This window comes from Caballeronia sp. SBC1 (assembly GCF_011493005.1).
GTDB lineage: Bacteria > Pseudomonadota > Gammaproteobacteria > Burkholderiales > Burkholderiaceae > Caballeronia.
Genome location: NZ_CP049158.1, coordinates 413,107 through 438,852 on the forward strand (window position 1 = coordinate 413,107; position 25,746 = coordinate 438,852).

Below are 25,746 nucleotides of genomic sequence, written 5' to 3' on the forward strand. Positions count from 1 at the left end.
ATCGGCCGGGTGTCCAGGCAACTCTTTCAGGAAGGTGTAATGGAAACGAAGGAACAACAGCAAGCAAAGCAGGCGCTCAGCGACCGACAGGCCAGTGATATCGCTCGCGAAGCTGCCCATGGCCCCGCTCATGACGACATGCCCGATCCAATCCGCAGTACGGCCGGCGTTCGCGAGGTTCCTCCGTCGACGCCCGTTGCAAACACGGACGGCGCATTTATCGCAACTGAACATACGAACTACGCGAACGAGCGTCAATTCGTGCTCAAGGCCGGCAATACCTTCGTGGTCAACGACGCGAATGGCGATATCCGCGGCAATGACGACGGTCTTTTCGTGAACGACACACGCGTGCTGTCACAGTTGCGCCTGACCTTCGGCGGACGCTCGCCGTCGCTCCTGTCCGGCAGCGTGTCGAGCGACAACGCCGTGTTTACCGCGCATCTGACCAACCGGCCGCTGCCGCTCATCGGCGGGGCGACCACACCCGAGGGCGTGATCCACGTCGAGCGCCGCCGGGTGTTGTCGCGGCACGTGCTGCACGAAGCCATTGTGTTGACCAACTACGGCACGGAACCGGCCACCGTGCCGCTTTCGATCAACTTCGCCGCCGACTTCCACGACATGTTCGAAGTGCGTGGGTCCACCCGTCCGAAACGCGGAGAAATGCGCGAGCCGTGCATTGAAGATGGCGAAGTCGTGTTGCGCTATACGGGCCTGGACGAAGTCGAGCGGACCGCGCGCATCCAGTTTTCGCCTGCGCCGCATTCGCTCTCGGTCAATCGCGCGGATTACGTACTGCTGATCCAGTCGGAAACGGCCATGTCGATCTACTTGTCGATCACGGCGGTCACACATGCGTTGAGCGATGCCAGTGCGGAGAGCAAGAAGATCGCCGAGGAAGGCGCCGAATGTGCGCCGGAATCGGGGCGGCCGGCGATTCGCGAGGCACTTGTCGATGCCCATCGACGCATGCGCGATCGGCGGCGTTCAGTGGCGCGTGTGCGCTCGAGCAACCCGTTGTTCAGCGAATGGATCGATCGTTCGCTCGCCGATCTCGGTTTGCTGACGACTGATCTCGAAACGGGACCGTATCCGTACGCGGGTATTCCGTGGTTTTCCACGGCTTTCGGGCGCGACGCCATCATTACTTCGCTGCAAATGTTGTGGATCGATCCGTCGCTTGCCCGCGGCGTGCTGCGTTTTCTCGCGGCGCATCAGGCGCGCGAGGACTCTGCATTTCGCGATGCGGAAGTGGGCAAGATCATGCACGAGACCCGCAATAGCGAAATGGCTGCGACGGGCGAAGTGCCGTTTGCGATGTACTACGGCGGGGTCGACAGCACACCGCTGTTCGTTGCGCTGGCGGGTGCATACGCTGAACGAACAGGCGACATGGGGCTGATCGACGAATTGTGGCCCGCGCTGCAACTGGCCTCGCAATGGATCGCGGGTCATTGCGACAAGAACGAATTCGGCTTGCTGAGCTACCAGCGCGCAACGGAAGCGGGCCTTGCCAACCAGGGCTGGAAAGACAGCGGCGACTCCGTGTTTCATGCCGACGGTAGTTTCCCGATCGGACCGATCTCGCTGGTCGAAGTCCAGGCTTATGCATCCACCGCGTTTGCCACCATGGCCCGCTTCTCAAGGCAACGCAACGCGCCCGAGCAGGCGCTGGCTTACGAGCAGCGCGCGCAAAACATCCGCGAACGCGTGGAGACAATGTTCTGGATGCCCGAGTCGGAGTTCTACGGCATTGCGCTCGATGGAAAGGGCGAGCTGTGCAAGGTGTTGGCTTCGAATGCGGGGCACTTGCTCGCTTTTGACCTCGTCGAGCGCAGCCGCGGTGAAGCAGTCGCGCGCCAGCTTGAGTCGACCTTGTTCAACACTGGCTGGGGCGTCCGCACGCTGGCAGCAGGTCAGCCGCGTTTCAATCCTATGTCGTACCACAACGGCTCCGTGTGGCCGCACGACAGCGCCATGTGCGCTCGCGGACTCGCGCGCTACGGTGACCGCGGCGGTGCAGTGCGTTTGTTGCAGGCATTGTTCGAAGCGGCCGTCACGTTCGATATGCGCCTTCCCGAGCTATTCTGCGGCTTCACCCGGCAACGTGGCGAGCGGCCGATCGGCTACCCGGTCGCGTGCTTGCCGCAAGCCTGGGCGGCTGGATCGCCGTTCATGATCCTCGAGGCCTGTCTCGGAGTGACGATCGACGCCGAGCACCAGGAAGTGCGTATCGACCGGCCGCAGTTGCCGGACGGTATCGACTGGCTCGAGATCGGTGACCTGCGGGTTGGGGACAAGACCGTGTCAATAACCTTTCGGCGCGTGGGCGGGCAGGTCGTGCCGTCGATCGAAGGCGATATACGAGTGGTGGCAGTGCTTTAACCGCGCGGCGAACGCTGTAGCCATCGTTTGGCCGCTTGGCACTCCGCCACTCGGTTACGCCGCCGCCCACCCACCTAAACCGCGACGCTGCCGACGTAGTTTTCGGCCAGCGCCGTGGCGGCGGCGTGCGACGTGGTCACGTGTTCGAGTTCAGCCACCTGCAGGCGTTGTTCGAAGGGCGAGGTGTCATCGAGCTTGTGCAGCATCCGGGTCATCCACCACGAGAAATGCTCTGCGCGCCAGACACGCTTCAGGGCAGTTTCGGTGTAGCGATCCAGTTTGTCGCTCGCGCCTTCCTCGTAGAACGCTTGCAAGGCGGCGGTCAGGACACGAACGTCGGACACCGCCAGGTTCATGCCTTTTGCGCCGGTGGGCGGCACAATGTGCGCGGCGTCGCCGGCTAGGAACAGCTTGCCGGATTGCATCGGTGTGGAGACAAAGCTGCGCATGCCGACAATGTTTTTCTGGAAGATCCGCCCCTCGGTGATCTGCCAACCGTCCAGCGTGTCCACGCGTGCGTGAAGCTCGGACCAGATGCGGTCGTCGGACCAGGCATCGACGGAGTCCTTCGGGTCGCATTGGAAGTACATGCGCTGCACGTTCGGCGAACGGGTGCTGACAAGCGCGAAACCGCGGTCGTGACGCGCGTAAATCAACTCGTGCGCGGAAGGCGGCGCTTCGACCAGGATCCCGAACCAGCCGAACGGATAAATACGCTGATAGTCATGCCTCATTGCCTGGGGCATTGAGCCTCGCGCAACCCCTTGCGAGCCGTCGCAACCGATGATGAAGTCGCACTCCAGCTCGTGCTCGAACCCTTCGTGCCTGTAACGGATGCGCGGCCGGGTAGAACCGGGGGCATCGTCGAAATCGTGCAGCGACACGTCACTCACGCCGAATTTCAACGCCCCGTCGGCCGCAACGCGGGCCGCGACCAGATCCTTGATGACTTCGTGCTGCGCGTAGACCGTGATCGAGTGGCCGGTGAGTTCGGTCAGAGCAATGCGCCGGCGTTGCCCTTCGAACGCGAGTTCGAAGCCGTGATGGACCGAACCTTCGGCCAGCATGCGCGCGCCGAGCCCGGCTTCGTTCAGTAGATCCATCGTCCCTTGTTCGAGAACGCCTGCACGAATAGTGGATTCGATATCGCCTCGGCTGCGTGCCTCGAGCACGACCGATTCAATACCGCGAAGATGGAGAAGATGGGAGAGCAGAAGGCCCGCAGGACCCGCACCAATAATGCCGACTTGTGTACGCATGAATGTCTCCTGAATGCGTGTTAATTTTGTGGACACAGTTTTGCGCACTGCCGGGTATCGCGCAACGCGATAACGTGGATAGGCTATATCTGAGATGAAGATAAAGGTCTTGCCCCGCCAAGCGGTTTTTCGGGCGAGGTTGCGCGACCAGTCAACCGGGGTTCGAATCCCGGACTAATGCGGGAGGGTTGGGCTATCCGGCTTGGAGCGGACGCGCCGTGCGTGCGAAACTGGTGCTTTCGCGCCAGCAATCACAACATGCCGTTCACGCCGCTCAAGGTAACTACGCCCATGCCCATGCCATTCACCCTCCGCCGTCTCACTGCCGCCGACGCCAGTGCTTATCGCGACATCAGGCTAGAAGGTCTCGCCCGGCACCCCGATGGTTTCGGGTCGGCGTGGGAAGACGAAGCCGAGCAATCGCTCGCGTGGTTCCAGCAACGGATCGAGAGTGCCGCCGTGTTCGGCGGTTTTTTAAGCGACAACAGCGAATTGGCGGGTGTGGCAGGATTGATGGTGCCGCAAGGCGCGAAACTGCGGCACAAGGGCGTGCTGATGGGCATGTACGTTTGCCCGGCTGCTCGCGGCACAGGAATGGCGCTGGCGCTTGTTCAAGCCGTCTTGAGCCACGCACGCACGGTCGTGGAAGAGGTTCAATTGACGGTTGCGCCGCATAACGAAGCGGCGCAACGACTGTATCGCTCGGCGGGATTCGTTGAGTACGCGCGTGAACCGCGTTCGCTAAAAATTGACGGCAAGTATCAGGAGGCGGTACTCATGACCTTGCCGTTTCAACCTGTCGTTAGCTAATCAACCAATCAAACTACTAGCCGGCGCTCGATTCCCGCAGCTGGTTCAAGCGATATTCGCCCTGACGCGCGAACATCCAGCCCGGATATTCCTGGGCGAGTTGGCTGACTTCATCGAGTGCGGCGAGTTCGTCGTCATTCAGCTTCACTTGCGTCGCTGCAATGTTGTCGTCGAGTTGCCCGATCCGCTTCGCCCCAATAATCACGCTCGTCACCACCTTCTGGTGCAGCAGCCACGCGAGTGCGATTTGCGCCACGGTCACGCCCTTGGCTTCGGCCATCTGAGTCATGGCGTCGATGCAGTCGAACGCGCGGTCCATGTCCACCGGCGGAAACGAGAAATTCGTGCGCCGGCCCGGTTCTGTCGTACTGCCGTCGCGCTTGTATTTGCCGCTCAGCAAACCGCCCGCAAGCGGACTCCAGACCATCAGGCCCAGGTTTTCGCTCTTGAGCATCGGCACGATTTCACGTTCCAGGTCGCGCCCGGCAATCGTGTAATACGCCTGCAGCGACTCGAAACGCGCGAGGCCGAGCCGCTCCGAAATGCCAAGCGCCTTGGCGATCTGCCACGCCGCCCAGTTCGATACACCGATGTACCGGACATGGCCGTGCTGCACGAGGTTGTCGAGTGCGCGCAGCGCTTCTTCGATTGGCGTGGCGGTATCGAAGCCATGTAGCTGATACAAATCGATGTGATCGAGTTGCAGGCGTTTCAAGCTCGCCTTCACACCGTCAATGATGTGATACCGCGACGCACCGCGCGAATTGATGCCTTTCGTGCCGGTTTCGCCGTGGATCTTGCTGGCGACCACTACGTTTTCGCGCGGCACTTTCAGGTTCTTGAGCGCCTGGCCGGTCATGATCTCCGACGTGCCGTCGGCGTAGATGTCGGCGGTATCGATGAAGTTGATGCCCGCATCCAGCGCCCGGCCGACAAGCGTGTCCGCGTCCGCCTGTTGCAGGCCGCCAATATTGGTCCACATGCCACCTTCGCCGAACGTCATCGTACCGAGGCACAATTCTGAAACGAACAAGCCGGTATTGCCGAATTTTTTGTTGCGCATGCTGGGTTCCTTAGAATTCATCCTGAACTAGCGGTCAGCGCGACTCGCGCAAACCGCTTCACGGCGCAACGACCGAACGCCCGTTCGGTGTTTCAGCAACGCCGCGATGAAGCAGTATCTGCCTGTGCCGCTGCGCCCGGCTAGCCTGATCCTGTCGGATCATTGCCCGATCCTGCAAACGCCGCGCGTATCGCTGGGCGAAAACACGCGGGCGCGAGTAAGCTGAGTGCCATTCGCCGGCAGTGCGCGCCTGGCCGTGGGTTGGTCGTAGCGCGCAGTGGTAGCAGCAGGCTGACGGCAACTCTTTCCATCCTTGCAAGACTGTGGCCGGTTCCCGGGTAGCAGCCGCGCAAACTCACTATCTGCGAATCATGGCCCTGAATGAGACGGCGGATTCCGCCATCGATCCTCCGAACCACGCTAATCACGCTGTCAACGGCGTGGCATCTGCGCCGCTTGACCCGGGCCTTGATCACGCCCGGCTCGATCTGGTCGCGTTACTGGACCGCTTCACGGCAGACACCACCGGCACGTGCCAGACGGCGGTGCACGGTTTGTTCCTGCACCGGGTCGTGCATTGCGGCGGCCCGAGCCACGGCATCCAGACGCCGGCGCTTGGCGTGATCGCGCAAGGGTCGAAGCGGATCATGGTAGGCGACGAACTGTACGTCTATGACCCCATGCACTATCTGGTTTCATCGGTGGATCTGCCGGTGATGGGGCAGGTGACGGGCGCGACCGAGGACAACCCGTATCTGGGCATGCGGCTTGATCTCGATGTCGAGGAAATCACGAAGTTGATTCGCGACGAAAGCCTGCCGCCGTCCACACCCGCGGACGCCTCGCGCGGGCTGTATGTCAACCGGCTCGGCACATCGATGCTCGACGCCGTATTGCGCTTGCTGCGCCTGCTCGACACACCCGAGGACATTCCGATTCTCGCGCCGCTGGTCAAGCGCGAGATCCTGTATCGGTTGTTGATGAACGGTCCCGGCGCACGCTTGCGTCAGATCGCGCTGCAGGACAGTCAGACACAGCGCATCGCGAAAGCGATCATGCTGCTGCGCCAGCACTTCGATCAGCCTTTACGCGTGGAGTCGATCGCGCGCGACGTGCATATGAGCGTCTCGTCGCTGCACCATCATTTCAAAGCCGTCACGGCAATGAGCCCGCTGCAATACCAGAAGCAGTTGCGGCTTCAGGAAGCGCGCCGCCTGATGCTGATCGACATGACCGATGCAGCGACAGCGGCGCACCGCGTGGGGTACGAGAGCGCGTCGCAATTCAGCCGCGAGTACAGCCGCCTGTTCGGTGCGCCGCCATTACGCGACACCCGCAAATGGCGCGAGACTGCAGGTGCGTGATCAAGCTTCGAAGCGCCGCATTGCAGCAGTTGCTTAGACGCGGCAGGAAACGAAAAAGCCAGGGACGTCCCTGGCTTTTTCGTTTCTAACGCCTTCCCGACCGATCAATAGTAGCGATGCGGAGGGCCGTCATAGTGGTGTGCGTGATGGCGCTCCCACTCACGACGTTCCCAGTAGCGATGCCCGTCGTAATACCGGTCGCCGTGCCAGCCGCGGCTATCGACATGAACGTAGCCGGGTTGGAAGTGGTCGTCGGCGGATGCGGTGTTCGTGAAGCCGAGACTCATTGCTGCCGCCACCGCAAGCGATGCGGCTGCCAAGCCTTTTTTGACTGTCAACATGTTGGTTTCCTTCGCGCTGTTATTCGGTTTATTCCACGGCTTAGAGCGGACTTGGTAGCCGGGCTTAGTAGCGGCCGCCGTAGTAGTCGTGATGGTGGTATCCACCGTCCGGCACGACGATACAACCACCAAGGGTGCTGCCGAGGAGTACTGCGAGCGTGACTAGAATCGCTAATCGTTTCATCGGTTTCTCCAAGTGAAATCCGTGAAATCAATTTAGCGATTAGCTAAATGACAAGCCGTTTGCGTTTGTAAGGAAAAGTGTGTGTTGAAATATTCGGCAAAGGCTACGAAGGCGTGTCCCCCAGGCGCTGTTACCGAACGATCTTGGGCCTTACATTTGGGCTGAGCGAAACGCCGACCACGCGGCCGTCGCGCACGCCGCAACGGCTGTCTACGCGCGTCCATTGCGACCCTCCGCGAACTTTGGCAAAGGCGCGCATGGCGATCACTTCGTCTACGGGAATGGGGTTGACCGGGCTGAAGATAGTGGTGTCGTTATCGATCTTTGCACTTAGCACACGCCGGTCGGGAACAATGAACGTGTCGTACTTGGGCGTCAACGCGACCCATCGGTCGAACGCTGCCACGCAGCGGATCACCGGTTGAGGGACGTGCATGCGGGTTAGGTAAGCGTAGTCTTCCTGCGAGGGATCAGGCGATTCCTGAGCGTGACTGAGTTGATACAGCGATGCACAGAGGATCAAGCCGAGAACAAGAGGTAAAGATTTCATGCGAGAGAGGGCACAGGGCGGTTGATAAGTAGCGTTGAAGGGCGGCATCAGACCGTGACCCGAAGTGTACCAAGTGATAGCCCGCATGAAGCCTGCATGAAGCCCGCATGAAGCCTTTCCACATCGGCACGGACTACGCGCCGTGGTGACAAGGGCGGTAAGCTCGACCGTAATTGCCACGCCCGGACGCTGGAACCACCATAATGTTGGTTACATGCAACTTTGCCGGATGACCGCGAATGACTGACATCAAGCTGAACGCAACCCCGTCGCCCCGATTGACCAGCCTGTCCCACGGTGGCGGCTGTGGCTGCAAGATCGCGCCGGGCGTTCTCGCCGACCTGTTGAAACGCAACGTGCCGTTGCCGTTCTTTCCCGACTTGCTGGTAGGCAACGACACCGCCGACGACGCGGCGGTTTATCGTTTGAACGACGAGCAGGCGATTGTCGCCACCACCGACTTCTTCATGCCGATCGTGGATGACCCGTTCGACTTCGGCCGTATCGCCGCGACCAACGCACTCTCCGATGTCTATGCCATGGGCGGCAAACCAATCCTCGCGCTCGCGCTCGTTGGCATGCCAATCAACGTGCTGCCGCACGAGGTGATCGCGGCCGTGCTGAAGGGCGGCGAGTCGATCTGCGCCGAGGCGGGCATCCCCGTCGCGGGTGGGCATTCCATTGATTCCGTCGAGCCTATTTATGGCCTGGCGGCAATCGGCATCGTGCATCCGAAGCGCGTGAAGCGTAACGCCTCGGCTCGCCCAGGCGACGTGCTGATCCTCGGCAAGCCGCTCGGCGTGGGCGTGTTGTCGGCGGCGCTGAAGAAGGATCAACTCGATACCGCCGGCTACGCCGCAATGATCGCCGCCACGACCAAGCTGAACCGCCCGGGCGCGGATCTCGCCGTACTCGACGCCGTGCACGCGCTCACCGACGTGACCGGCTTCGGCTTGTTGGGCCACACGCTGGAGCTGAGCCGCGGTGCTGGACTGACAGCACGCCTGCGATACGCCGACTTGCCGTGGTTGCCCGGCGTGGAAGCGTTCGCGAAAGCGGGCGTGGTCACCGGGGCGTCCGGGCGCAACTGGACCGCATACGGGCACGACATCACGCTGGCGTCGTCATTGCACGATGTGGCCCGAAATCTGCTCACCGATCCGCAGACTTCGGGCGGCTTGTTGGTGTCGTGTGCGCCCGAGGCGGTTGACGAAGTGCTCGCCATCTTCCGCGCGGACGGCTTCGATCAGGCTGCAGTGATCGGAGAAATGATCGATGGCGAAGGCCGCGTGGAAGTCGTCTAGCGCGTGCGTGCGCAGTCAGATTCCCCAGAGCGTCGCTGACCCACTTCCGCCAGGAGCACGATGAAAGAAGAATCGCCGAAAGCCATTTTCTACGCGCTCGCAGCCAACTTTGGCATTGCCGTCTGCAAGTTTGGGGCGGCCGCGTTCACCGGCTCCGGCTCCATGTTTGCCGAAGCCATCCACTCGACTGCCGACTGTGGCAATCAGCTCCTGTTGCTGTTCGGCCTCAAGCGTTCACAGGCTCCCGCCGACGTGTTGCATCCGCTCGGCTCGGGCCGCGAGATCTACTTCTATTCCATGCTCGTCGCGCTTCTGCTGTTCTTCGTCGGCGGCGCGTTTTCGGTGTATGAAGGTGTGCACCGGATCGCCCGGCACGAAGCGGTCAGTAACCCGATTGTCGCGCTTATCGTACTGGGAATATCGGTCGTGCTCGAGTCGTTTTCCTTGGCTGGCGCGTTGCGCGAGATTCGCAAGACATCAGGAAATAAGTCTCTCTGGAGATGGTTTCGCGAGACGCGCGAGTCCGAATTGATCGTGGTCACGGGCGAAGATGTCGCCGCGCTTGCGGGTCTCGCCATTGCGTTCTGCGCCGTGCTGATGACCATGGTTACCGGCAATCCTGTCTACGACGCAGCCGGGTCAATTGGCATTGGCGTGCTGCTCATGGTGATTGCGTACCTGGTCGCCCGTGAAGTGAAGTCGATGATCGTCGGGGAATCGGCGAGTCCGGAAGTGCGCCGGGCAATCGATGCGCACTTGCGCGCGCGCCCGGAAATTGTCCGCGTGATCAACCTGATTACGCTGCAATGGGGCAAGCAGATCGTGGTGGCCGTGCAAGCGGAAATGGTGGACTACGACAGCGGCCGCGCAATGGTCGATGCAATCAATGTGATCGAAGCGGACCTGCAGCGCGCGTTTCCCGAAGCACGCTGGGTCTTCTTCGAGCCGGATATTCCCCGCGTGGCCGAGGCGCGCGCCTGAACGGGCGTAATAAGCTTTCCAACACGGCTTCCACTAATATGCACGACGTTGGGAAGACCCTGGAATCAAGGCAGATGCGCCGGTGGACGAACGTAGTGCGGTCGCGGGGTATCGGGTGTTGCGGGAAGCTGGGTGTCGCCGCTGGCGGGAAGCAGCGTGGTGCCCTCGTCCAACGGCATGCCGCTGTCTACGTGCTTGGTAACCGCGGCAGCCGAGGGCGCAATGGGCTTGGCGGCTCGCTCGGCGTTTGCGTCGTGCTGGGCAGCAGATACCCGCCCGGGCGCAAGAAGTGCTACCAGCAGTCCGGTCGCCGACAACAACACGGCGGCGACGGAAAGGGCAACTCGCCTGGATCGCATAGTTCGCGTATTTTGGACGTGCATGCCTGAATCCGGTGGTTTTGATCTGATGTTTGATGCACGAACCATTCCAGCTTGAAAGTGATCACCGCAGGTTCAATCGCGCTGCAGGCCGGGCGCATCCGTGGCGGTTTTCCCTAACCGAGTTCCTCATCCTCGCCTATGCGCAAAATTGTTCTCGTCATCTTTCTCTTTGTTCTGAGCGTCCTGAGCAGCACGTTTGTATCTGTCGCAAATGCGGCCTCCAGCGCAGCCAGGCCAGCCTCCAATGCATCAACCGTCACGCTGACCCCCGAACAGGCGCGCGCCGCGCTAGCCGTGCTGAACGACCCCGCACGCCGCAGCCAGGTCGAGGACACCCTGCGGGCAGTCGCGGCCGCTGGAGCGCTCTCTACGCCTGTGCAGGCCGCCTCAGGCAGCTCGGCGCCGGCCACCGCATCGGCTGCAAGCGGTGCTTCGGGCGCGGCGAGCGTACTGGCGAAGTCCCTCACGAGCAACGGGCTGGCATCGCAGATTTCGCATGAAGCGGGTTACTGGGTCGTGGAACTCAGTGGCGGCTTGCGCCGTTCCATGACGGCGCTGCTCGACTACGGCTCGGTCATGCAGTGGTGGAGCCAGCGCACCGCAACCGCCAGCGGTCGCGATCTGCTCGGTCGGGTGATCTGGTCGATCTCTATCTCGTTGTTGCCCGCACTGCTGCTGGAATACCTGATCTCACGATGGCTGCGCCGGCTGCGCGCGCGGATCGCGGCCCGCGGGATCGTTGATGTCGATGCCGCCCAGCCCGAACTTGCGAAGGACGAGCGGGCGGCGGTGCACGCTGAAGCCGTGGCCGAGCGCTCGGGCAACGAGGCGGCCATCGAGGTCGCTGAACGCAAGACCGATACCGCCCGCGGGGTGCGCCATGCAGCGCGTCACTGGACGCTGTTGCAACGGCTGCCAAGCGCCATTCTTCACAGCTTGCTCGCGTTGGCGCCGCTGATCGTGTTCATGGTGGTGGCGGCGGTGCTGATGTCCATTTTCATCGACGACAGCACGCCGCAGGGCCGTTCCGTCGGCGCGTTGATCGACGTGTACGTGGTGTGCCGCGGCATTGTGATCGCGAGTGGTTTCTTCATCGCGCCCCGCGCGCCAGGCTTGCGCCTGATCCAGATTAGCGACGACGCCGCGCGCTTCGCGCACGACTGGCTGGTGCGCATTGTGTGCGTGGCGGGCGCCGGCTCGGCGCTCGCCGAGGCAGCGGAGCCGCTGGGCATGACCGACACCGCCCACGACGCGATCCTCAAGGCGGTCGCGCTGGTCGTGCATGTCCTGATTGCTCTCGTAATTCTCAAGTGCCGCGTGCCGGTTGCTGCCTGGATTCGCGAGAGCGTCAAGGGACGGCGGTCGTTCGTACTGCTGGGCAATTGGGTCGCTGATGTCTGGGCCGGCCTCGCGGTGTTTTTCGTGCTGGCGCTGTGGTTCGTCTGGGCGCTCGATGTACGCAACGGGTATCGCACGCTATTTCATCTGTTCGGCATCTCGGTGCTCGTGCTGGTGGCGGCGCGCGTGGTTGCCATTGTCGCGTTCGGTGCGCTCGGCCGCATTTTTCATACGGCGGGCGGAGACGACGACTTGTCGAACAAGTCGATCGCGCATCAGCATGCTTACCGCTATTACCCGCTGTTGCGGCGCGCAGTGCAGACAGTAATCGTTGTGGTCACCTTGCTGACGCTGCTGCAGGTCTGGGGGCTTCACGTCCTGACGCTGTTCTCGTCGGGCGGAGTGGGGCATCGGCTTGCATCCGCGCTCATCACCATCGGGGTTGCCGCCGCGTTCGCCGTGATCGTGTGGGAGGGCGCCAACGTGATGGTCGAACAGCGGCTGGAAAACTGGACCACGAGCGGTGACCGTTTGCGGGCCGCACGCCTTCGAACGCTGCTGCCAATGATGCGCAGCGCGCTCTTCATCGTGATCGCGATGGTCGTTGTGTTGACCGGACTAAGCGAGATCGGCGTAAACACCGCGCCGCTGCTCGCGAGCGCGAGTATCTTCGGCGTGGCGCTTGGCTTCGGGTCGCAAAAGCTCGTGCAGGATTTGATCACCGGCATCTTCTTGTTGATGGAGAACGCGATGCAAGTGGGCGACTGGGTCACGCTCGCGGGGGTATCGGGGACGGTCGAATATCTGTCGATCCGCACGGTGCGTTTGCGGGGCAGCGACGGCTCGCTCTTTACCGTGCCGTTCAGTTCGGTATCGACGGTGAACAACACGAATCGCGGCATTGGCAATGCTGCTGTACGCGTGAGCATTGCACTTGGACAGGACGTGAACCTGGCAGCGGATACGCTCAAGGAGATCGGGGCATCGCTGCGTGAAGACGATGCGTTCAAGGACGGCATCCTCTCCGACTTCAGCCTGTGGGGCGTGGACGCTGTAGATGGTTCGACGGTCACGCTCGCCGGCCAGATCCAGTGCCGCGATAGCGCACGCTGGGGGGTGCAGCGTGAATTCAATCGGCGCATTCTAGACCGCTTCACGGAACGCGGCATTGAAATCGCGAATCCGCAGCGCAGTTTCGTGATCGTGAAGGGCGGTGATGCGGGTGAGTTGGCTGCGGCGTTGAAGGGGGATCAGCGTGACGATTCTTCAAGCGATGCGAATGCGAACGCCAACGTGAATGCCAATGCTAACGCCCATGCCGATCAACGCGGCGAGCGCACCATCACCGGCGCGCCTTCGAATTTGCCCCCTGAGCGTTCGAAGCCCAGCCGGCCATAAAACGCTTCCAGCGCGGCGCTATCGGGTGCGCCGTGATCAACGGAGGGCACGGCGGGGCCTTCGCCTTTCTGCGTGAGCGGCCGTGGCACGAGTGAAAGCATGACCCCGTGCCTGTCCGCCAGCGCGATCAGCCGGTCCATGGCCGTGCGTGCATGTCCCCGATGATGTTCCCCCTCAGACCACAATGCCTCGAGCGCGACGGCGCAGTCGCCGGTCGCCTCGAGCCACATCTCGATGTGCTGATGGTCCTCAACATGGCTGGCGTGAAACGCATCGATCATTCGTGAAGCGGCGGTGTCTGGCATGGGAGCCTTGCAGGCAAGGGGATTTAACAACGAACAAACAACGAATAAGCGAAACAGCAAGACTAGTGCTTGATGGCTGTTACCGGAGCATTTTATGTTCCTTACGGCAGCGTCCGTCGCCCTTCTATAATGCGCTCACGCACGAGCGTCCGGCGGGTGGTACTGACGAGACGGGCGTGTGTTTCACCTCGCGTTCTCCTTCCACTTACGGTGCCGCCCAGATGAAATCGATCGTCCGTTCCTCGCTCGACCTGCTCCTTCGTTCTACCCGCACCTGCGTCGTCACCCAGATCCCTACTCACATCCCCTCACGAATCCCCGCATTGAGCCTGGCGGCCGCGATGGCGGCGCTCTTGTTCAGCGCTTGTGAGCCAACGTTTGCGCAGGGCCCGGATGGCGCCCATAGCGGCAATGGCACCGGCCGCAGCCAGCCCGTCAAGGTCATGATCGTTTCCATGTTCGGTCCCGAAGGCCAGGTTTGGCTCGACAAGCTCGGCCCCTGGAAGGCCATGCATGTAGCCGGACTCTCGCCGGATTATCCCGTTGTGAACTGCAACCGGCAGCAGGTCTGCGTGATGACCACCGGCATGGGTCATGCGAATGCCGCCGCTTCGCTGATGGCGCTCACGTTCTCCGATAAATTCGATCTGCGCCGTACCTATTTCATGATCGCGGGGATCGCGGGCATTGACCCGATGCAAGGCACGATCGGGTCGGCTGCGTGGGCAAAATATCTCGTCGACTTTGGCATTCAATGGGAGCTCGATGCGCGCGAAAAGCCGGATAGCTGGCCGAGCGGTTATCTCGGCATCAATACGAAAGGCCCGGCCGATAAACCACCGCTCGATTACAAGACCGAGGTGTTCCGGCTGAATCCGGATCTGGCCGATGCGGCTTATGCGTTGTCGAAGAACGTGATGCTCGCCGATAGCCCCGAAGCGCAGGCCGCGCGCGCCAAGTTCAACTATGCGCCGGCGAACCAGCCGCCCAAGGTGATCCAGTGCGACACGCTGGCGAGCGATACGTGGTGGTCGGGGAAGGATATTGGCGAGCGGGCGCGTGACTGGACGAAGCTCGTGACTGACGGCAAGGGGGTGTATTGCACGACGCAGCAGGAAGACAATGCGACCTACGAGGCGTTGTCGCGTGCGGCGAGTGTGCATCGGGTGGATTTGAACCGGGTGGCAGCCGTGCGTGCGGGTTCGGATTTTGATCGGCCCTATGACGGGCAATCAGCCTCCGATAATCTCCTCAATTACGCCGCTCAAGGCGGTTTTGCACCGGCTATTGAAAATTTGTATCGGGCGGGGAATCCGCTGGTGCAGGAGATTGCAACGCACTGGATTGAATGGCGCGACGGCATACCGCAACGCTAGCGGTGCGAAACCGGCGGCCCACCGCCCGTCTTCCGCATGAACGATCGACGCGGACGAGCGGTGGGTTGGAAGAAGGGTTCTCTATTGATGCGTCACTTTTCATAGTTTGAGCAATGCTGTTACAACTTGATGAAACATGTTCCATCCGGCGGCCATTCGGATGTCCCATTCGTCAAATTTCTGCATTAAAAGTGAAAGCAAATCGGCAGCTTTTACCCGAGGGTTTTCCTTCGCGGCAATTCAGCGGACCGACTGACCTCCTGTTACAACTTCTCCATTCATCGCAATCCGATTAATTCGTCGGGCATGTCAACCGGCTATCCGCTTCATCCGTTTTTTCCCTAATAAATCAATCGCCAAGCAAAACCTCTGTCGAATGACACGGCCCGGCTCGCGTCAAAATAGCCGCCAAAAACCGGTCACACTTTCTTGTTACAACTTCGGGAAAAAGTTACCGTTTCTCTCTGTTGTTTTATGGAAATTTATTATTGAGATGTTCTTGATTTCCCGCTGCGTGGTACTTACAATCCGTTTCACAGTGTTGTTACAAGATGTAACTCGCTGAAACAAAGTTTAAACGTAGCCGACAGAACAAACGTTTGGCTAGGCAAAAAAGATAGCTGGCAAAAAATGCCGGCAGGGTACTCGGGGTTTATATCGAACGCAGGAAAATCATGAACGGTCGCGAAACGCTGGACTCGATTCGAGAAATCAACTTGTCGTACATCATGCTCGCGCAGCGCATGTTGCGAGAGGACCGTGCTATCGGGATGTTTCGACTCGGTTTGTCTAAGGAACTCGCCGACCTTCTGTCCGGGCTGACGCTCGCGCAGGTTGTCAAACTGGCGGCTTCAGACCAGTTGCTGTGTTTTTTCCGTTTCAACGATCACACCATGCTGGCCGCTCTCACGTCGCCCGCGAAGCATGCGGATATTGCGCCGACGCACGCAGCCATCTTGCTGGCCGGTCAGCCAGCAGAACAGTTCCTCTAAGCACGAGAGCGCGCCATGCTTAAGAAGAGCCTCACCGAAGATGCACAAGAAGTTTTCCGCGCGATCGCATTGATCGAACTCGGGGCGCGGATGCAGGTGCTCGAAAGTGAACTGACACTGTCGCGTGACCGGATGATCCGGTTGTATCGCGAGGTGAAGGGCGTATCGCCGCCGAAGGGCATGCTGCCTTTTTCGGCTGACTGGTATATGACATGGCTTGCGAACATCCATGCTTCGCTCTTCTACAACACGTATGCGTTCCTGAAGAAAGAAGCGGGTTGCTCGCACCTCGATGCCCTGACGAAGGGGTATCGGTTGTATCTCGAACATTGCAGGAATAGCGATGTCGAGGCGGTACTTGATTTAACGCGGGCCTGGACCCTTGTGCGCTTTTTCGATGCGGGCATGCTGCAGCTCACGAAATGCTGCCGCTGCACTGGAAAGTTCATCGCGCACAAACATGATTTGCAAGAAAACGTGGTGTGCGGGGCCTGCCAGCCGCCGTCACGCGCGGGGAAGACCAAGAAAGCGGCGGCCGCCCGTCAGGCGAGCCTGGAGACCGCGCTGGCGGAGTTGAGCATGATATCGACTAACGAAGTGCCGGAACCGACGGTGCTCGAACACGCGGCGATGTTACAGCCGCGCACAGAAAGCCTGATTGCACAGGCTGCTTAGGCGGCAAGCGGACCGGTGGCCCCGAGGACCATCATTCGATGGGGTGGCCGCAGGACCCGCTGCTGTTTTTTAAGGTTTTAAAGGGGTGTTGGATTTTTTGGGGCTACCGAGGTTGGTAGCCCTTTTGCTTGTGGTTTTGACCTTACGCCGACAACAACGACCCCGTCCTGTAAGCGGTCGCACTAGCGACCCGAGCCACCTCCATCCCCGCGGTGGCAAACCGTGCAATCTGCCGCGCATACAACACACCGGTGGTCGTGCAATTCAATGGCGTAACGGTGTCCGTCAGCGGATCGACCACATCGGCTATTGCATCGCCGGCTTTGACCAGCGCCCCGACCTTCGCGCGAAACACCAGCACGCCGCTCGCAGGAGCAACAATTGGCTCGGCACCGGCAAGCGGCGTTGCCGGATAGGCAAGCGCCGGCATGGCGGGCGCGGCCGCATCGATCACGCCACGATGAATCAGGTAATTGATGATGCCCTGCGCGTCAGCATCGGCGAATTCATAAGAGACGTCGTGCTGGCTGCGCAGTTCCACCGTCACCGAAATGCCGCCATTCGGCACTGGGAAACGGTCACCAAACTTGGCCCGCAGATCCGACCAGCAGAAACTGTGAATCTCGTCGAACGGGTTGCCCACCGAATTCAACGCCAGCAGCGACGCCTTCGAATCCAGATATCGCGCAAGCGGCTCGACTTCGTCCCAGATATCCGGGTTGGTGTAGAGGTGCAGCGCCGCGTCGAGGTCGCAATGCAGGTCGAGCACGACATCGGCATCGTAAGAGAGCTTCTGCAATGCAAGGCGTTGCGACTCAAGCTCGGTTTGCGGTTTTTGCTCGTCAAGCGCTTCGCGCATGGCGCGGCGCACGGCAAGCTTGTTCGCACTGATGTCCCCGGACAGCCGGCCTTCTATACGCGGTGCGATCAGCGCGGCCAGGTCGTGGAAATTGCGATTGAAGTTGTGGCCGCTGTTCAGCTCGAAACGCCCGAGCAGCGTGCCATGCATGTTCTGGTTCAACCCGATCGGGTTCGATACCGGCACGATCACCACTTCGCCGCGCAGCTTGCCCGCCGCTTCGAACTCGGCCAAATGGCGCCGCAGACGCCAGGCGACCAGCATGCCGGGAAGTTCGTCGGCATGGAGCGAGGACTGGATATAGATCTTTTCGCCGCCCCCCGGACCGTAGTGAAAACTCAAGATATTGCGGGTGGTGCCGATCGACGGCGAAATCAGGGTGTGCGTTTTGGTTTGCATGATTGTCGGTGCACGGCGCGCTGGAAACGCGTCGAGCTTGGGAAAAATGTCGGCGTGTTCAGGAGAGTTGGACGGGGCGTTCGCGACGGCCTCCGGGTTGCAGCGTGCCGGGGGAGCCGGCTATTACCTGCGAGTACCTGCGGCGCCGCCTGCCCCAGACGCTCGATCTTAGCTGAAAACCACAGCATTGCCGCGCCGGGAGCGAAAGACGCGAAAAAGACGCCGAAAACAAAACGGGCTCCGCGTTTACCGCGGAGCCCGTTTTCTCAAGCTTTCAAGCTGTGCCCGGAACGCGTTCCGGACTCAGGCTCAGGGGCTGCTTAGCTGCCGTACACGTCGAAGTCGAAGTACTTCTTCTCAAGCTTCTTGTACGTACCGTCCTTGATGATCGAGGCGATTGCCTTGTCGATCTGTGCTTTCAGGTCGGTGTCTTCCTTGCGCAGGCCAATACCCGCACCGTTGCCGAGGATTGTCGGATCGACCAGATCCTTACCCACGAACTCGTAACCCGCACCGCGCGGCGTCTTCAGGAAGCCCACGTCCGCTTGCACGGCATCTTGCAGTGCTGCATCCAGGCGTCCAGCTTGCAGGTCGGCGTAGACGCCGTCCTGGTTCTGGTACGGCGTAACCGTTACACCCTTCGGCGCCCAATAGGTCTTGGCGTAGGTTTCCTGGATCGTGCCTTGTTCCACACCCACCGTCTTGCCCTTCAGGCCTTCAGGTGTCGGCAGAATGCCGCTGCCCTTCTTGGCGATCAGGCGGGTCGGCGTGTTGAACAGCTTGCTCGAGAACGCAATTTGTTCGGCGCGTTGCGGCGTCATGGACATCGACGACAACACGCCGTCGAACTTCTTCGCCTTCAAGGCCGGGATCATGCCGTCGAAATCGTTTTCCACCCATACGCACTTCGCATGCAGGCGTGCGCAAATTTCATTGCCGAGGTCGATATCGAAGCCGACCAGCTTGCCATCCGGACCTTTCGATTCGAACGGGGCATAAGAGGCGTCGACGCCGAAACGGATGGTCGAGTAATCCTTCGCATTGGCGGTGACGGAGGTGATCGATGTGACGGCGAGCAAGGAAATCGTCAAAGCCGCGAGCAGTTTTTTCACTGTTTTTACTCCATAGGTGGTCAGTACATCCGGATAGGTCGGTACCCGGGTTCGTCCGGCGTGAGGCCCCTCGACGCCGGACAGCTTACATTCTGCAGATTGTGTCCGCTATAGAACCGCAGCAGGTTACCAAGCCAAAAAAATAAGGGAGTTGGTGGAAGTCCCGATAGCGAATCTCAAAAGCCTTGTGTGTCTAGGCATTTCAGCTTGTACAGACAACTGAATTAATTTTTGTGCGATGCCATTGTGAGGGTGACTTGGGCCTCAGGTCGAATCCAGTCATGCAGGCCATGTAGCGCGGCTGGCAAGACGGAGTCGTCAGCAGGGGTTTCAAATCGCGTGAACGGACCTCAGCGATAATGCGTCAACCGACGCCGCCTTCCCGCGCGTCGATCTATGAGGGAGCGACGGCGTGGTCGATTCATCCGCAGTCTTGGCTGTTTTGTCTGTCTACATTGCAGGCGTGGTTATTCCCGGGCCGAATTTTGTCGCGGTTGCGCACAAGGCGGCCTCATCGACACGCTCCGAGGCTCTGGCGGTCGTCGCGGGCATCGTCCTGGTCAGCCTGTTCTGGGCGACTTGCGCCATTCTCGGCGTGGGAATCGTGTTCGCCGCATTTCCGTGGATGGCGCTTGTCGTGAAGATTGGCGGCGCGGCGTATCTCATGTGGTTCGGCTGCCGGCTGATCGTCAAGGCGCGAGCCGGCGAGTCGGGCATGGCCGCCGTGAGCGTGCCCGGCGGACTGCGCAAAGCATTTGTGCAAGGCTTCGCCACCAACATCACGAACCCGAAGTCAGTAGCGTTTTTCGCCGCCATCTTTGCTTCCGCCACGCCCGCGCATATGTCGCCAGTCACGTTCGCGGCAATGCTTGCCATGGTCGCCGTGGTCGCAACGACGTGGTACGGCTTCGTCGCACTCGTCCTGTCACACGCGGGGATTGCGTCAGGCTATCGCGGTTACCGGGCATGGATCGACCGTGTCTGCGGCGGGTTGATCGTGGCGCTTGGCGTTCGCCAGCTGCTGACGCGCTGAAACGCGCTTGACGAAGACGGCACGCGACGTATGCTGCCCAGGCTCTTCTCTTACGGATTCGAATGCGTACCCTGGTCGGCGGCACGCCGCGTCTTCTTGTGCTTTTTATGTTTGGGTGGCGCCGCGTGCCGCGAAGCGCTGCTGGCGCCCGACACGGACGACTGTCCCTCGCCGAAGTGATAAGTGTCCGCCAATGCGGCGGTGGAGATAAAAGCGAAGGTGCTGAGGGTCGAGGCGATCACGATGTGCGTAAGCTTCATTGCGCGGGCATTCCAAAGTTAAAGTGCGTCAGCTTAAACCAAAGCGCTGCTGACGCACTCGATCCCATCGCCCTCACTTGCTGCGAAGCGGCTTGTCCTGCATGAACCAGGACAACGCGAACGCAAGCAGCACAACCGTACCGGCCACGAGAAACACCACATGCATCGAGCCCGCGAACGCATTGAGATAGGTATCGCGGAAAGCGGCGGGAAGATGCTGGACCATCGTTGGCCGCATTGAATGCGGTAACTCGGCGCCCGGCGGCATGGCGTCCGCCAGACGCGATTGCAGATTGTTCGTGAAGATTGCGCCGAACGTCGCGACCCCGACAGAACCGCCGATCGACCGGAACAGGGTCGCGCCGGACGTCGCCACGCCAATGTTCTTGAACGGCACCGCGTTCTGCACGGCAAGCACCAGCACCTGCATGACCATGCCGAGCCCCAGTCCGAGCAGCAGCATGAACAGGTACATGGTGTGAAGCGGGGTGGCCAGTTGCAGCGTGGACATCAGGAACATGCCGCAGGCGACCAGCGCGGTGCCGCAGATCGGGAACCAGCGGTATTTGCCGATCTTGCTGATCACACGGCCACTGATGATGGAGCTGGACAATATGCCGGCCATCATCGGCAGGACTTGCAGGCCGGCTTGCGACGGTGTCGACCCCTTCGCCACTTGCAGATACAGCGGCAGGAAGGTGATGGCGCCGAACAGCGAAAATCCGACGATGAAACCGATCAGCCCGCTCAGCACGAAGGTGCGTTCCCTGAACAGCTCAAGCGGCATAATTGGTTCATCGGCGAGCCGCTCTTCGTAGATAAAACCGCCCAGCGTAATGAATCCAAGCGCGAGCGTGAACCAAAGCTGCGGGGAGCTCCACGGCAGCAGCGTGCCGCCCTGGCTGGTAAAAAGGATGATACAAGTGAGCGATGCAGCTAAGAACGCGGCGCCCATGTAATCGATTTTATGCTTCACATGCGCCACGTGCGGTTTGAACACGAGCCCGATCACGATCAGCGCCAATACGCCCAGCGGCACGTTGATGTAGAAGATCCAGCGCCAAGAGAGATGTTCGACAATGAACCCGCCCAGCAGCGGTCCGACGACCGTCGCGAGTCCGAATACGCCGCCGAACAAGCCCTGGTAGCGCCCGCGTTCGGCGGGTGGAATGACGTCGGCAATGGCGGCCATGGTCACGACCATCAAACCGCCGCCGCCGAGCCCCTGCAATGCGCGCAACACGATCAGCTGGGTCATGTCCTGCGCGACGCCGCACAGGATGGAGCCGGCAAGAAAGATGAGGATTGACGCCTGAATGACGACTTTGCGGCCGAACAGATCGCCGAATTTTCCGTACAGCGGCACCACGATAGTCGACGTCAGCAAGTATGACGTCACGACCCACGACAGGCTTTCGAGCCCGCCCAGCTCGCCTACGATGGTTGGCAGCGCCGTGGAAACGATAGTCTGGTCGAGCGCGCCGAGCAGCATGACGAGCAGCAGCGCCGTGAAGAGCAGCCGGATTGGAGGTCGCTCTTCAACGGCGGCAAGTGAGACAGAGGGTTGCAGGGATTCCATTCAGCCGCCCGATGAGATAAATTAATGTTGGAGTTAATATTAGGCGACGCCATTCCCGGGGTCAATTGCCGCTATGACTAAAGATGTAACCGATCCTTCTGAACATTCCGAATCTTCCGTCCCCGTCGAGTCGCCGAAGGCTGGCCGCCGGCCCGGGCGGCCGACCGGCGTGCAGCATGGCGAGCCGCGGGCGCTTCTTCTGGACGTCGCGCTGGTTTTATTTGCGCGTCAGGGAATCATGGAGACCACGCTCGGCGCGATCGCGCGAGAGGCGGGCGTGACGCCGGCCATGGTTCATTACTATTTCAAGACGCGCGATCAACTGCTGGATGTGTTGATCGATGAGCGATTCGTGCCGTTGCGTGCTGAACTTGGGCGGGCGTTCGCCGATTCGGACGCGGAGCCCGCGGAGGCATTGCGCGCATTCGCCGAGGGTCTTGTTGCTGTGGCGGAGCGGCATCCGTGGTTTGCGACGCTATGGGTACGTGAGGTGATCAGCGAAGGGGGATTGCTGCGCCAGCGCATTGCCGAGCGTTTCGGCGATGCCAATAAGAAGGCATCGATCGCACGGATTGCGCAGTGGCAGAAGGAGGGCAAGCTCAACCCGCACCTGGAGCCGTCGCTGCTGTTTGTGTCGGTATTCGGACTGACAGTGTTGCCGCTGGCGGTGACTTATACATGGGCTGAGGAGAGCGGCGGTTGTGCGCCCAGGCGCGATCAGATCGCGCGGCATGCGGTGGCGTTGCTGATGCACGGCGTCGGGCCAGTGTGAGAGGTGGTTTTTGCTCGCGCCGGTGGACGGGGTTGCGGTTCTTGCGGCTGGGATTAGCGGTCGGGGTCAATGCCGGGTTGCTGCTTTCTGGCTTATCGATCTGCTTAGGTTAGCTAATTTATTTATCGCTATTAGCCACTGCGCGCGGCTAATAGCGATAAAGAGAATATCCAACTCTCGCAGACCACCAACGCCGAACGCAGCAACCCGGCATTGACTCCGACCGCCAACCCCAGAACCTGGCACCCCGGCCTGAACCCACAGCAGCTTAACCCGGAACCGCCATAAGAATCATTGTTAATGACGCTCAAGAAGAATGTTCCGATGTCTGTAACAAATCTGCCGATACGCCGTTAAAATGCGCGCCGGGGAAGCGGCTCGGCCGCTCGACGAAACGGGCGCGTCGCCGGTCGGCATCGGCACGACAAGCGGCCGCATAAGCTGCCCACGACAAGGAGACATAAATCGATGACAACTGCTCAGGACCTCGCTCAATCCCGAACTGATCATGACCACTTCGTTCGTGCATCGGATTCGCTAAGCGCGGGCACGATTTCCGCGCGACTCGATCGCCTGCCGGCGACCCGTTCAATGTGGACGCTCGTCGTCTTGCTGAGCCTCGGGTTTTTCTTCGAACTCTACGATCTGCTGTACTCAGGCTACGTTGCGCCGGGGCTGGTCAAGAGCGGCATTCTGACGTCTACCACCGTCGGCCTGTTCGGCATGACGGGTGTCGCGAGTTTCATCGCGTCGCTGTTCCTTGGCTTGTTCATCGGCACGATTGCTTGCGGTTTTCTCGCCGATCGTTTCGGGCGTCGCGCCATCTTCACTTACTCGCTGCTCTGGTACACGGCCGCGAACGTAATCATGGCGTTCCAGGACTCGGCCGGCGGCCTCAACTTCTGGCGCTTCATGGCGGGGTTGGGCATCGGCGTGGAGTTGGTAACCATCGGCACGTACATCTCCGAACTGGTGCCCAAACACATTCGAGGCCGCGCTTTCGCGTGCGAGCAAGCGGTTGGTTTCGCGGCCGTGCCGGTCGTCGCATTCCTCTCCTATGCGCTGGTGCCGAACAAGCCCTTCGGTTTCGATGGCTGGCGCTGGGTCGTATTGATCGGTGCGCATGGCGCGCTGTTCGTTTGGTTCATCCGGCGCGCGTTGCCTGAGAGCCCGCGCTGGCTGGCGCAAAAAGGGCGGCTCGCGGAAGCGGACGCGGTGATGACAGCGCTGGAGGCGAAGGTCGAGAAAGAATATGGCCGGCAGTTGCCGCCGCCCGCAGCGCCTGAGCCGGTCAGCACACGCGGATCGTTCCGTGACATGTGGGTCGCGCCCTACGGCAAGCGCGCGACCATGATGATCATCTTCAACATCTTCCAGACGGTGGGTTTCTACGGTTTCGCCAACTGGGTGCCGACGCTCCTGATTCACCAGGGCATCACGATCACGACCAGCCTGATGTACTCGACGATCATTGCGCTTGCCGCACCGGTCGGCCCGATCATCGGCTTGTTCATGGCCGATAAATTCGAGCGCAAGAGCGTGATTGTTGTGATGGCGGGTGCGATCGTGGTGTGCGGGCTGGTGTTCAGCCAAGTCTCGGGCGCAGCGCTGTTGGTCTGCATGGGCGTGGGCTTGACGCTCGCCAGCAACATCATGTCGTATAGCTTCCATGCGTATCAGACCGAGCTTTTCCCCACCAGCATCCGGGCGCGTGCGGTCGGCTTCGTGTATTCGTGGAGCCGCTTTTCGGCCATCTTCACGTCGTTCTTCATCGCGGGTGTGTTGAAGGCGTTCGGCACGACCGGGGTGTTTATGTTTATTGCCGGCGCGATGGTGGTGGTGATGCTGGCTATCGGCTTGATGGGACCGAAAACACGGGACTTGGCGCTGGAACAAATTTCGCATTGAGATATAGATCACGCCTCTGTGCGTGATCTCGTTATGGTCCGGTGCGCTTGACCAGGCATCGCGGCAGAAGATCGCGCGTTATGCCAAAATCTGCATAACGCGATTCCTTCTTCCGTTACGCCATGTCCGACACGCTCACGCCTGCCGAAGCCGACTACGCGATGCGTCACTGGACGTATCGATCCACTGGCCAGATCAAGATTGGCTCCGCACAACATAAGCGCATGTTCTGCGAGATGCTGCTCACGACTCACAATCCCTACAAGCCCGCGGTCATCGACTGGCCGATGCTGGCGCCTGCCGTGCTCAAGCGCGTCACGTCGCTGCCTATCTGGGATATTGCGGTGCAGACCGAAGGCCGCGCGTCGATTCGCGTGTCGACTTTTGCGGCCAGCATCAAAGATCCATTGCTGCGTGAAGCCATTACCATGAACGGTGCCGAGGAGGCGCGCCACAAGGTCGTACTGTCTCGGCTGGTTCAGGCATACGGCATTGAACTCGCACCCGAGCCGCCGTATCCCGCCCCGAAGGACGCGTTGCGCGCTTGGATGCTCACGGGTTACAGCGAATGTATCGATAGCTTCTTTGCGTTTGGCTTATTCGAAGCTGCGCGCAAGTCGGGTTATTTCCCCGAAGAACTGGTTGAAACCTTCGAACCGGTGATTCAGGAAGAGGCGCGCCATATCCTGTTCTTTGCGAACTGGGTGGCGTGGTACCGGCGCAGCTTGCCGTGGTACCGCCGGCCCTGGTTCTTCGCGAAAACCACCAGCGTGTGGTTCTCGCTGATTCGCGATCGTATTTCGCTGGCGCGGGGAATTGACACCAGCGGCGCCGCGCAGGACATGAATTTCCCGGCGAACGTGGGTGATTCGGTGGGCGGCGGGATATCGGCGAGGGCGATGATTGATTTGTGCCTGACCGAAAACGAACGCCGCATGGGCGGTTACGACGCCCGTCTTTTGCGGCCCGTGACCGTGCCTTGGCTCGCTCGGATTGCGCGTCGATTTATCAAATAGCAACTAACTGTCTGGCGGTTTTGGCCCTGCGAATGGGCGGGGATAGTGGATTATTCTTTAAGGCAGATTTGCAACTAACTGTCTGCGCGACCCGCGT

Annotated in this window: 23 protein-coding genes; 13 read left to right on the plus strand and 10 right to left on the minus strand. The window is 60.6% G+C overall.

Translation table 11 applies throughout. The annotated features are described in order from the left end of the window. The first annotated feature begins 39 nt into the window (after positions 1 to 39). Positions 40 to 2,388, plus strand: a complete 2,349-nt coding sequence (locus SBC1_RS28800; protein ID WP_241202355.1) for an amylo-alpha-1,6-glucosidase — start codon at positions 40 to 42, stop codon at positions 2,386 to 2,388. A 74-nt stretch (positions 2,389 to 2,462) separates the two neighbouring features. Here SBC1_RS28800 and SBC1_RS28805 read toward each other — a convergent pair whose 3' ends face one another. After that, positions 2,463 to 3,647 (minus strand): 4-hydroxybenzoate 3-monooxygenase, encoded by a 1,185-nt coding sequence (locus SBC1_RS28805; protein WP_165102850.1) that lies wholly within the window; start codon positions 3,645 to 3,647, stop codon positions 2,463 to 2,465. A gap of 258 nt (positions 3,648 to 3,905) precedes the next feature. On the opposite strand from SBC1_RS28805, the gene SBC1_RS28810 reads away from it, so the two are divergent. Further along, positions 3,906 to 4,457 carry a GNAT family N-acetyltransferase gene (locus SBC1_RS28810; RefSeq protein WP_241202356.1) on the plus strand — a complete coding sequence of 184 codons (552 nt, stop codon included), beginning with the start codon at positions 3,906 to 3,908 and terminating at the stop codon, positions 4,455 to 4,457. A 16-nt stretch (positions 4,458 to 4,473) separates the two neighbouring features. Here SBC1_RS28810 and SBC1_RS28815 read toward each other — a convergent pair whose 3' ends face one another. Then, complete coding sequence (locus tag SBC1_RS28815; RefSeq protein WP_165102855.1) at positions 4,474 to 5,520, minus strand: aldo/keto reductase; 1,047 nt, start codon at positions 5,518 to 5,520, stop codon at positions 4,474 to 4,476. A 371-nt stretch (positions 5,521 to 5,891) separates the two neighbouring features. On the opposite strand from SBC1_RS28815, the gene SBC1_RS28820 reads away from it, so the two are divergent. Then, positions 5,892 to 6,884, plus strand: coding sequence for an AraC family transcriptional regulator (locus SBC1_RS28820; protein WP_165102859.1), 993 nt, complete (start codon positions 5,892 to 5,894; stop codon positions 6,882 to 6,884). 104 nt (positions 6,885 to 6,988) lie between these two features. Here SBC1_RS28820 and SBC1_RS28825 read toward each other — a convergent pair whose 3' ends face one another. Next, positions 6,989 to 7,225: a hypothetical protein gene (locus SBC1_RS28825; RefSeq protein ID WP_165102862.1), complete on the minus strand. Its 237-nt coding sequence runs from the start codon at positions 7,223 to 7,225 to the stop codon at positions 6,989 to 6,991. Positions 7,226 to 7,539: 314 nt separating this feature from the next. Then, complete coding sequence (locus SBC1_RS28830; protein WP_165102865.1) at positions 7,540 to 7,959, minus strand: BspC domain-containing protein; 420 nt, start codon at positions 7,957 to 7,959, stop codon at positions 7,540 to 7,542. A 239-nt stretch (positions 7,960 to 8,198) separates the two neighbouring features. Between SBC1_RS28830 and selD the strand changes: the two genes are divergently transcribed. Both selD and SBC1_RS28840 read left to right on the plus strand, forming a co-directional pair. Further along, positions 8,199 to 9,263, plus strand: a complete 1,065-nt coding sequence (gene selD, locus SBC1_RS28835) for a selenide, water dikinase SelD (RefSeq protein WP_165102868.1) — start codon at positions 8,199 to 8,201, stop codon at positions 9,261 to 9,263. A gap of 60 nt (positions 9,264 to 9,323) precedes the next feature. Further along, positions 9,324 to 10,244 (plus strand): cation diffusion facilitator family transporter, encoded by a 921-nt coding sequence (locus tag SBC1_RS28840; protein WP_165102876.1) that lies wholly within the window; start codon positions 9,324 to 9,326, stop codon positions 10,242 to 10,244. 65 nt (positions 10,245 to 10,309) lie between these two features. On the opposite strand, the gene SBC1_RS28845 is transcribed toward SBC1_RS28840, so the two are convergent. Next, positions 10,310 to 10,627 carry a hypothetical protein gene (locus SBC1_RS28845; RefSeq protein ID WP_165102879.1) on the minus strand — a complete coding sequence of 106 codons (318 nt, stop codon included), beginning with the start codon at positions 10,625 to 10,627 and terminating at the stop codon, positions 10,310 to 10,312. Between the two features lie 138 nt (positions 10,628 to 10,765). Here SBC1_RS28845 and SBC1_RS28850 point away from each other — a divergent pair, with 138 nt between their 5' ends. Continuing rightward, positions 10,766 to 13,363, plus strand: coding sequence for a mechanosensitive ion channel family protein (locus SBC1_RS28850; protein ID WP_165102882.1), 2,598 nt, complete (start codon positions 10,766 to 10,768; stop codon positions 13,361 to 13,363). Here SBC1_RS28850 and SBC1_RS28855 read toward each other — a convergent pair. Beyond that, the gene (locus SBC1_RS28855) at positions 13,288 to 13,668 is read right to left on the minus strand and encodes a hypothetical protein (protein ID WP_165102885.1); all 381 of its coding nucleotides are present in this window, start codon (positions 13,666 to 13,668) and stop codon (positions 13,288 to 13,290) included. The two genes, SBC1_RS28850 and SBC1_RS28855, sit on opposite strands and share 76 nt — an antisense overlap. A 341-nt stretch (positions 13,669 to 14,009) precedes the next feature. Between SBC1_RS28855 and SBC1_RS28860 the strand changes: the two genes are divergently transcribed. The 3 genes from SBC1_RS28860 to flhC all read left to right on the plus strand — a co-directional run bounded on the left by SBC1_RS28860 (position 14,010) and on the right by flhC (position 16,711). Continuing rightward, positions 14,010 to 15,044, plus strand: coding sequence for a purine nucleoside permease (locus SBC1_RS28860; protein WP_165104871.1), 1,035 nt, complete (start codon positions 14,010 to 14,012; stop codon positions 15,042 to 15,044). 674 nt (positions 15,045 to 15,718) lie between these two features. Then, on the plus strand, positions 15,719 to 16,036 hold the full coding sequence (flhD, locus tag SBC1_RS28865) for a flagellar transcriptional regulator FlhD (protein ID WP_047845882.1): 318 nt from the start codon (positions 15,719 to 15,721) through the stop codon (positions 16,034 to 16,036). Positions 16,037 to 16,051: 15 nt separating this feature from the next. Continuing rightward, positions 16,052 to 16,711, plus strand: a complete 660-nt coding sequence (flhC, locus tag SBC1_RS28870) for a flagellar transcriptional regulator FlhC (protein ID WP_165102888.1) — start codon at positions 16,052 to 16,054, stop codon at positions 16,709 to 16,711. 142 nt (positions 16,712 to 16,853) lie between these two features. Here flhC and SBC1_RS28875 read toward each other — a convergent pair whose 3' ends face one another. Next, positions 16,854 to 17,969, minus strand: a complete 1,116-nt coding sequence (locus SBC1_RS28875) for a succinylglutamate desuccinylase/aspartoacylase family protein (protein WP_165102891.1) — start codon at positions 17,967 to 17,969, stop codon at positions 16,854 to 16,856. Positions 17,970 to 18,289: 320 nt separating this feature from the next. After that, positions 18,290 to 19,081, minus strand: coding sequence for an ABC transporter substrate-binding protein (locus SBC1_RS28880; protein ID WP_165102894.1), 792 nt, complete (start codon positions 19,079 to 19,081; stop codon positions 18,290 to 18,292). A 412-nt stretch (positions 19,082 to 19,493) separates the two neighbouring features. Here SBC1_RS28880 and SBC1_RS28885 point away from each other — a divergent pair, with 412 nt between their 5' ends. Continuing rightward, the gene (locus tag SBC1_RS28885; protein ID WP_165102897.1) at positions 19,494 to 20,114 is read left to right on the plus strand and encodes a LysE family translocator; all 621 of its coding nucleotides are present in this window, start codon (positions 19,494 to 19,496) and stop codon (positions 20,112 to 20,114) included. 50 nt (positions 20,115 to 20,164) lie between these two features. Here SBC1_RS28885 and SBC1_RS28890 read toward each other — a convergent pair whose 3' ends face one another. Together SBC1_RS28890 and SBC1_RS28895 are read right to left on the minus strand one after the other, a co-directional pair. Continuing rightward, on the minus strand, positions 20,165 to 20,374 hold the full coding sequence (locus SBC1_RS28890; RefSeq protein ID WP_165102900.1) for a hypothetical protein: 210 nt from the start codon (positions 20,372 to 20,374) through the stop codon (positions 20,165 to 20,167). Between the two features lie 73 nt (positions 20,375 to 20,447). Further along, positions 20,448 to 21,953: an MDR family MFS transporter gene (locus tag SBC1_RS28895; protein WP_165102903.1), complete on the minus strand. Its 1,506-nt coding sequence runs from the start codon at positions 21,951 to 21,953 to the stop codon at positions 20,448 to 20,450. Positions 21,954 to 22,026: 73 nt separating this feature from the next. Here SBC1_RS28895 and SBC1_RS28900 point away from each other — a divergent pair, with 73 nt between their 5' ends. From SBC1_RS28900 to SBC1_RS28910, 3 genes are all read left to right on the plus strand, one after another. Continuing rightward, positions 22,027 to 22,725: a TetR/AcrR family transcriptional regulator gene (locus SBC1_RS28900; RefSeq protein ID WP_165102906.1), complete on the plus strand. Its 699-nt coding sequence runs from the start codon at positions 22,027 to 22,029 to the stop codon at positions 22,723 to 22,725. A 468-nt stretch (positions 22,726 to 23,193) separates the two neighbouring features. Next, positions 23,194 to 24,633 (plus strand): MFS transporter, encoded by a 1,440-nt coding sequence (locus SBC1_RS28905; RefSeq protein WP_165102909.1) that lies wholly within the window; start codon positions 23,194 to 23,196, stop codon positions 24,631 to 24,633. 122 nt (positions 24,634 to 24,755) lie between these two features. Continuing rightward, complete coding sequence (locus SBC1_RS28910; protein ID WP_165102912.1) at positions 24,756 to 25,649, plus strand: ferritin-like domain-containing protein; 894 nt, start codon at positions 24,756 to 24,758, stop codon at positions 25,647 to 25,649. Positions 25,650 to 25,746: the final 97 nt, after the last annotated feature.

Coding starts and splice junctions, on each gene's coding strand:
- SBC1_RS28890 (WP_165102900.1), bottom strand. CDS start 20,374: ATGAAGCTTACGCACATCGTGATCGCCTCGACCCTCAGCACCTTCGCT.
- SBC1_RS28800 (WP_241202355.1), top strand. CDS start 40: ATGGAAACGAAGGAACAACAGCAAGCAAAGCAGGCGCTCAGCGACCGA.
- SBC1_RS28850 (WP_165102882.1), top strand. CDS start 10,766: ATGCGCAAAATTGTTCTCGTCATCTTTCTCTTTGTTCTGAGCGTCCTG.
- SBC1_RS28875 (WP_165102891.1), bottom strand. CDS start 17,969: ATGCAAACCAAAACGCACACCCTGATTTCGCCGTCGATCGGCACCACC.
- SBC1_RS28830 (WP_165102865.1), bottom strand. CDS start 7,959: ATGAAATCTTTACCTCTTGTTCTCGGCTTGATCCTCTGTGCATCGCTG.
- SBC1_RS28845 (WP_165102879.1), bottom strand. CDS start 10,627: ATGCACGTCCAAAATACGCGAACTATGCGATCCAGGCGAGTTGCCCTT.
- flhD (WP_047845882.1), top strand. CDS start 15,719: ATGAACGGTCGCGAAACGCTGGACTCGATTCGAGAAATCAACTTGTCG.
- SBC1_RS28820 (WP_165102859.1), top strand. CDS start 5,892: ATGGCCCTGAATGAGACGGCGGATTCCGCCATCGATCCTCCGAACCAC.
- SBC1_RS28810 (WP_241202356.1), top strand. CDS start 3,906: ATGCCGTTCACGCCGCTCAAGGTAACTACGCCCATGCCCATGCCATTC.
- SBC1_RS28905 (WP_165102909.1), top strand. CDS start 23,194: ATGACAACTGCTCAGGACCTCGCTCAATCCCGAACTGATCATGACCAC.
- flhC (WP_165102888.1), top strand. CDS start 16,052: ATGCTTAAGAAGAGCCTCACCGAAGATGCACAAGAAGTTTTCCGCGCG.
- selD (WP_165102868.1), top strand. CDS start 8,199: ATGACTGACATCAAGCTGAACGCAACCCCGTCGCCCCGATTGACCAGC.
- SBC1_RS28805 (WP_165102850.1), bottom strand. CDS start 3,647: ATGCGTACACAAGTCGGCATTATTGGTGCGGGTCCTGCGGGCCTTCTG.
- SBC1_RS28910 (WP_165102912.1), top strand. CDS start 24,756: ATGTCCGACACGCTCACGCCTGCCGAAGCCGACTACGCGATGCGTCAC.
- SBC1_RS28895 (WP_165102903.1), bottom strand. CDS start 21,953: ATGGAATCCCTGCAACCCTCTGTCTCACTTGCCGCCGTTGAAGAGCGA.
- SBC1_RS28855 (WP_165102885.1), bottom strand. CDS start 13,668: ATGCCAGACACCGCCGCTTCACGAATGATCGATGCGTTTCACGCCAGC.
- SBC1_RS28825 (WP_165102862.1), bottom strand. CDS start 7,225: ATGTTGACAGTCAAAAAAGGCTTGGCAGCCGCATCGCTTGCGGTGGCG.
- SBC1_RS28840 (WP_165102876.1), top strand. CDS start 9,324: ATGAAAGAAGAATCGCCGAAAGCCATTTTCTACGCGCTCGCAGCCAAC.
- SBC1_RS28815 (WP_165102855.1), bottom strand. CDS start 5,520: ATGCGCAACAAAAAATTCGGCAATACCGGCTTGTTCGTTTCAGAATTG.
- SBC1_RS28900 (WP_165102906.1), top strand. CDS start 22,027: ATGACTAAAGATGTAACCGATCCTTCTGAACATTCCGAATCTTCCGTC.
- SBC1_RS28860 (WP_165104871.1), top strand. CDS start 14,010: ATGGCGGCGCTCTTGTTCAGCGCTTGTGAGCCAACGTTTGCGCAGGGC.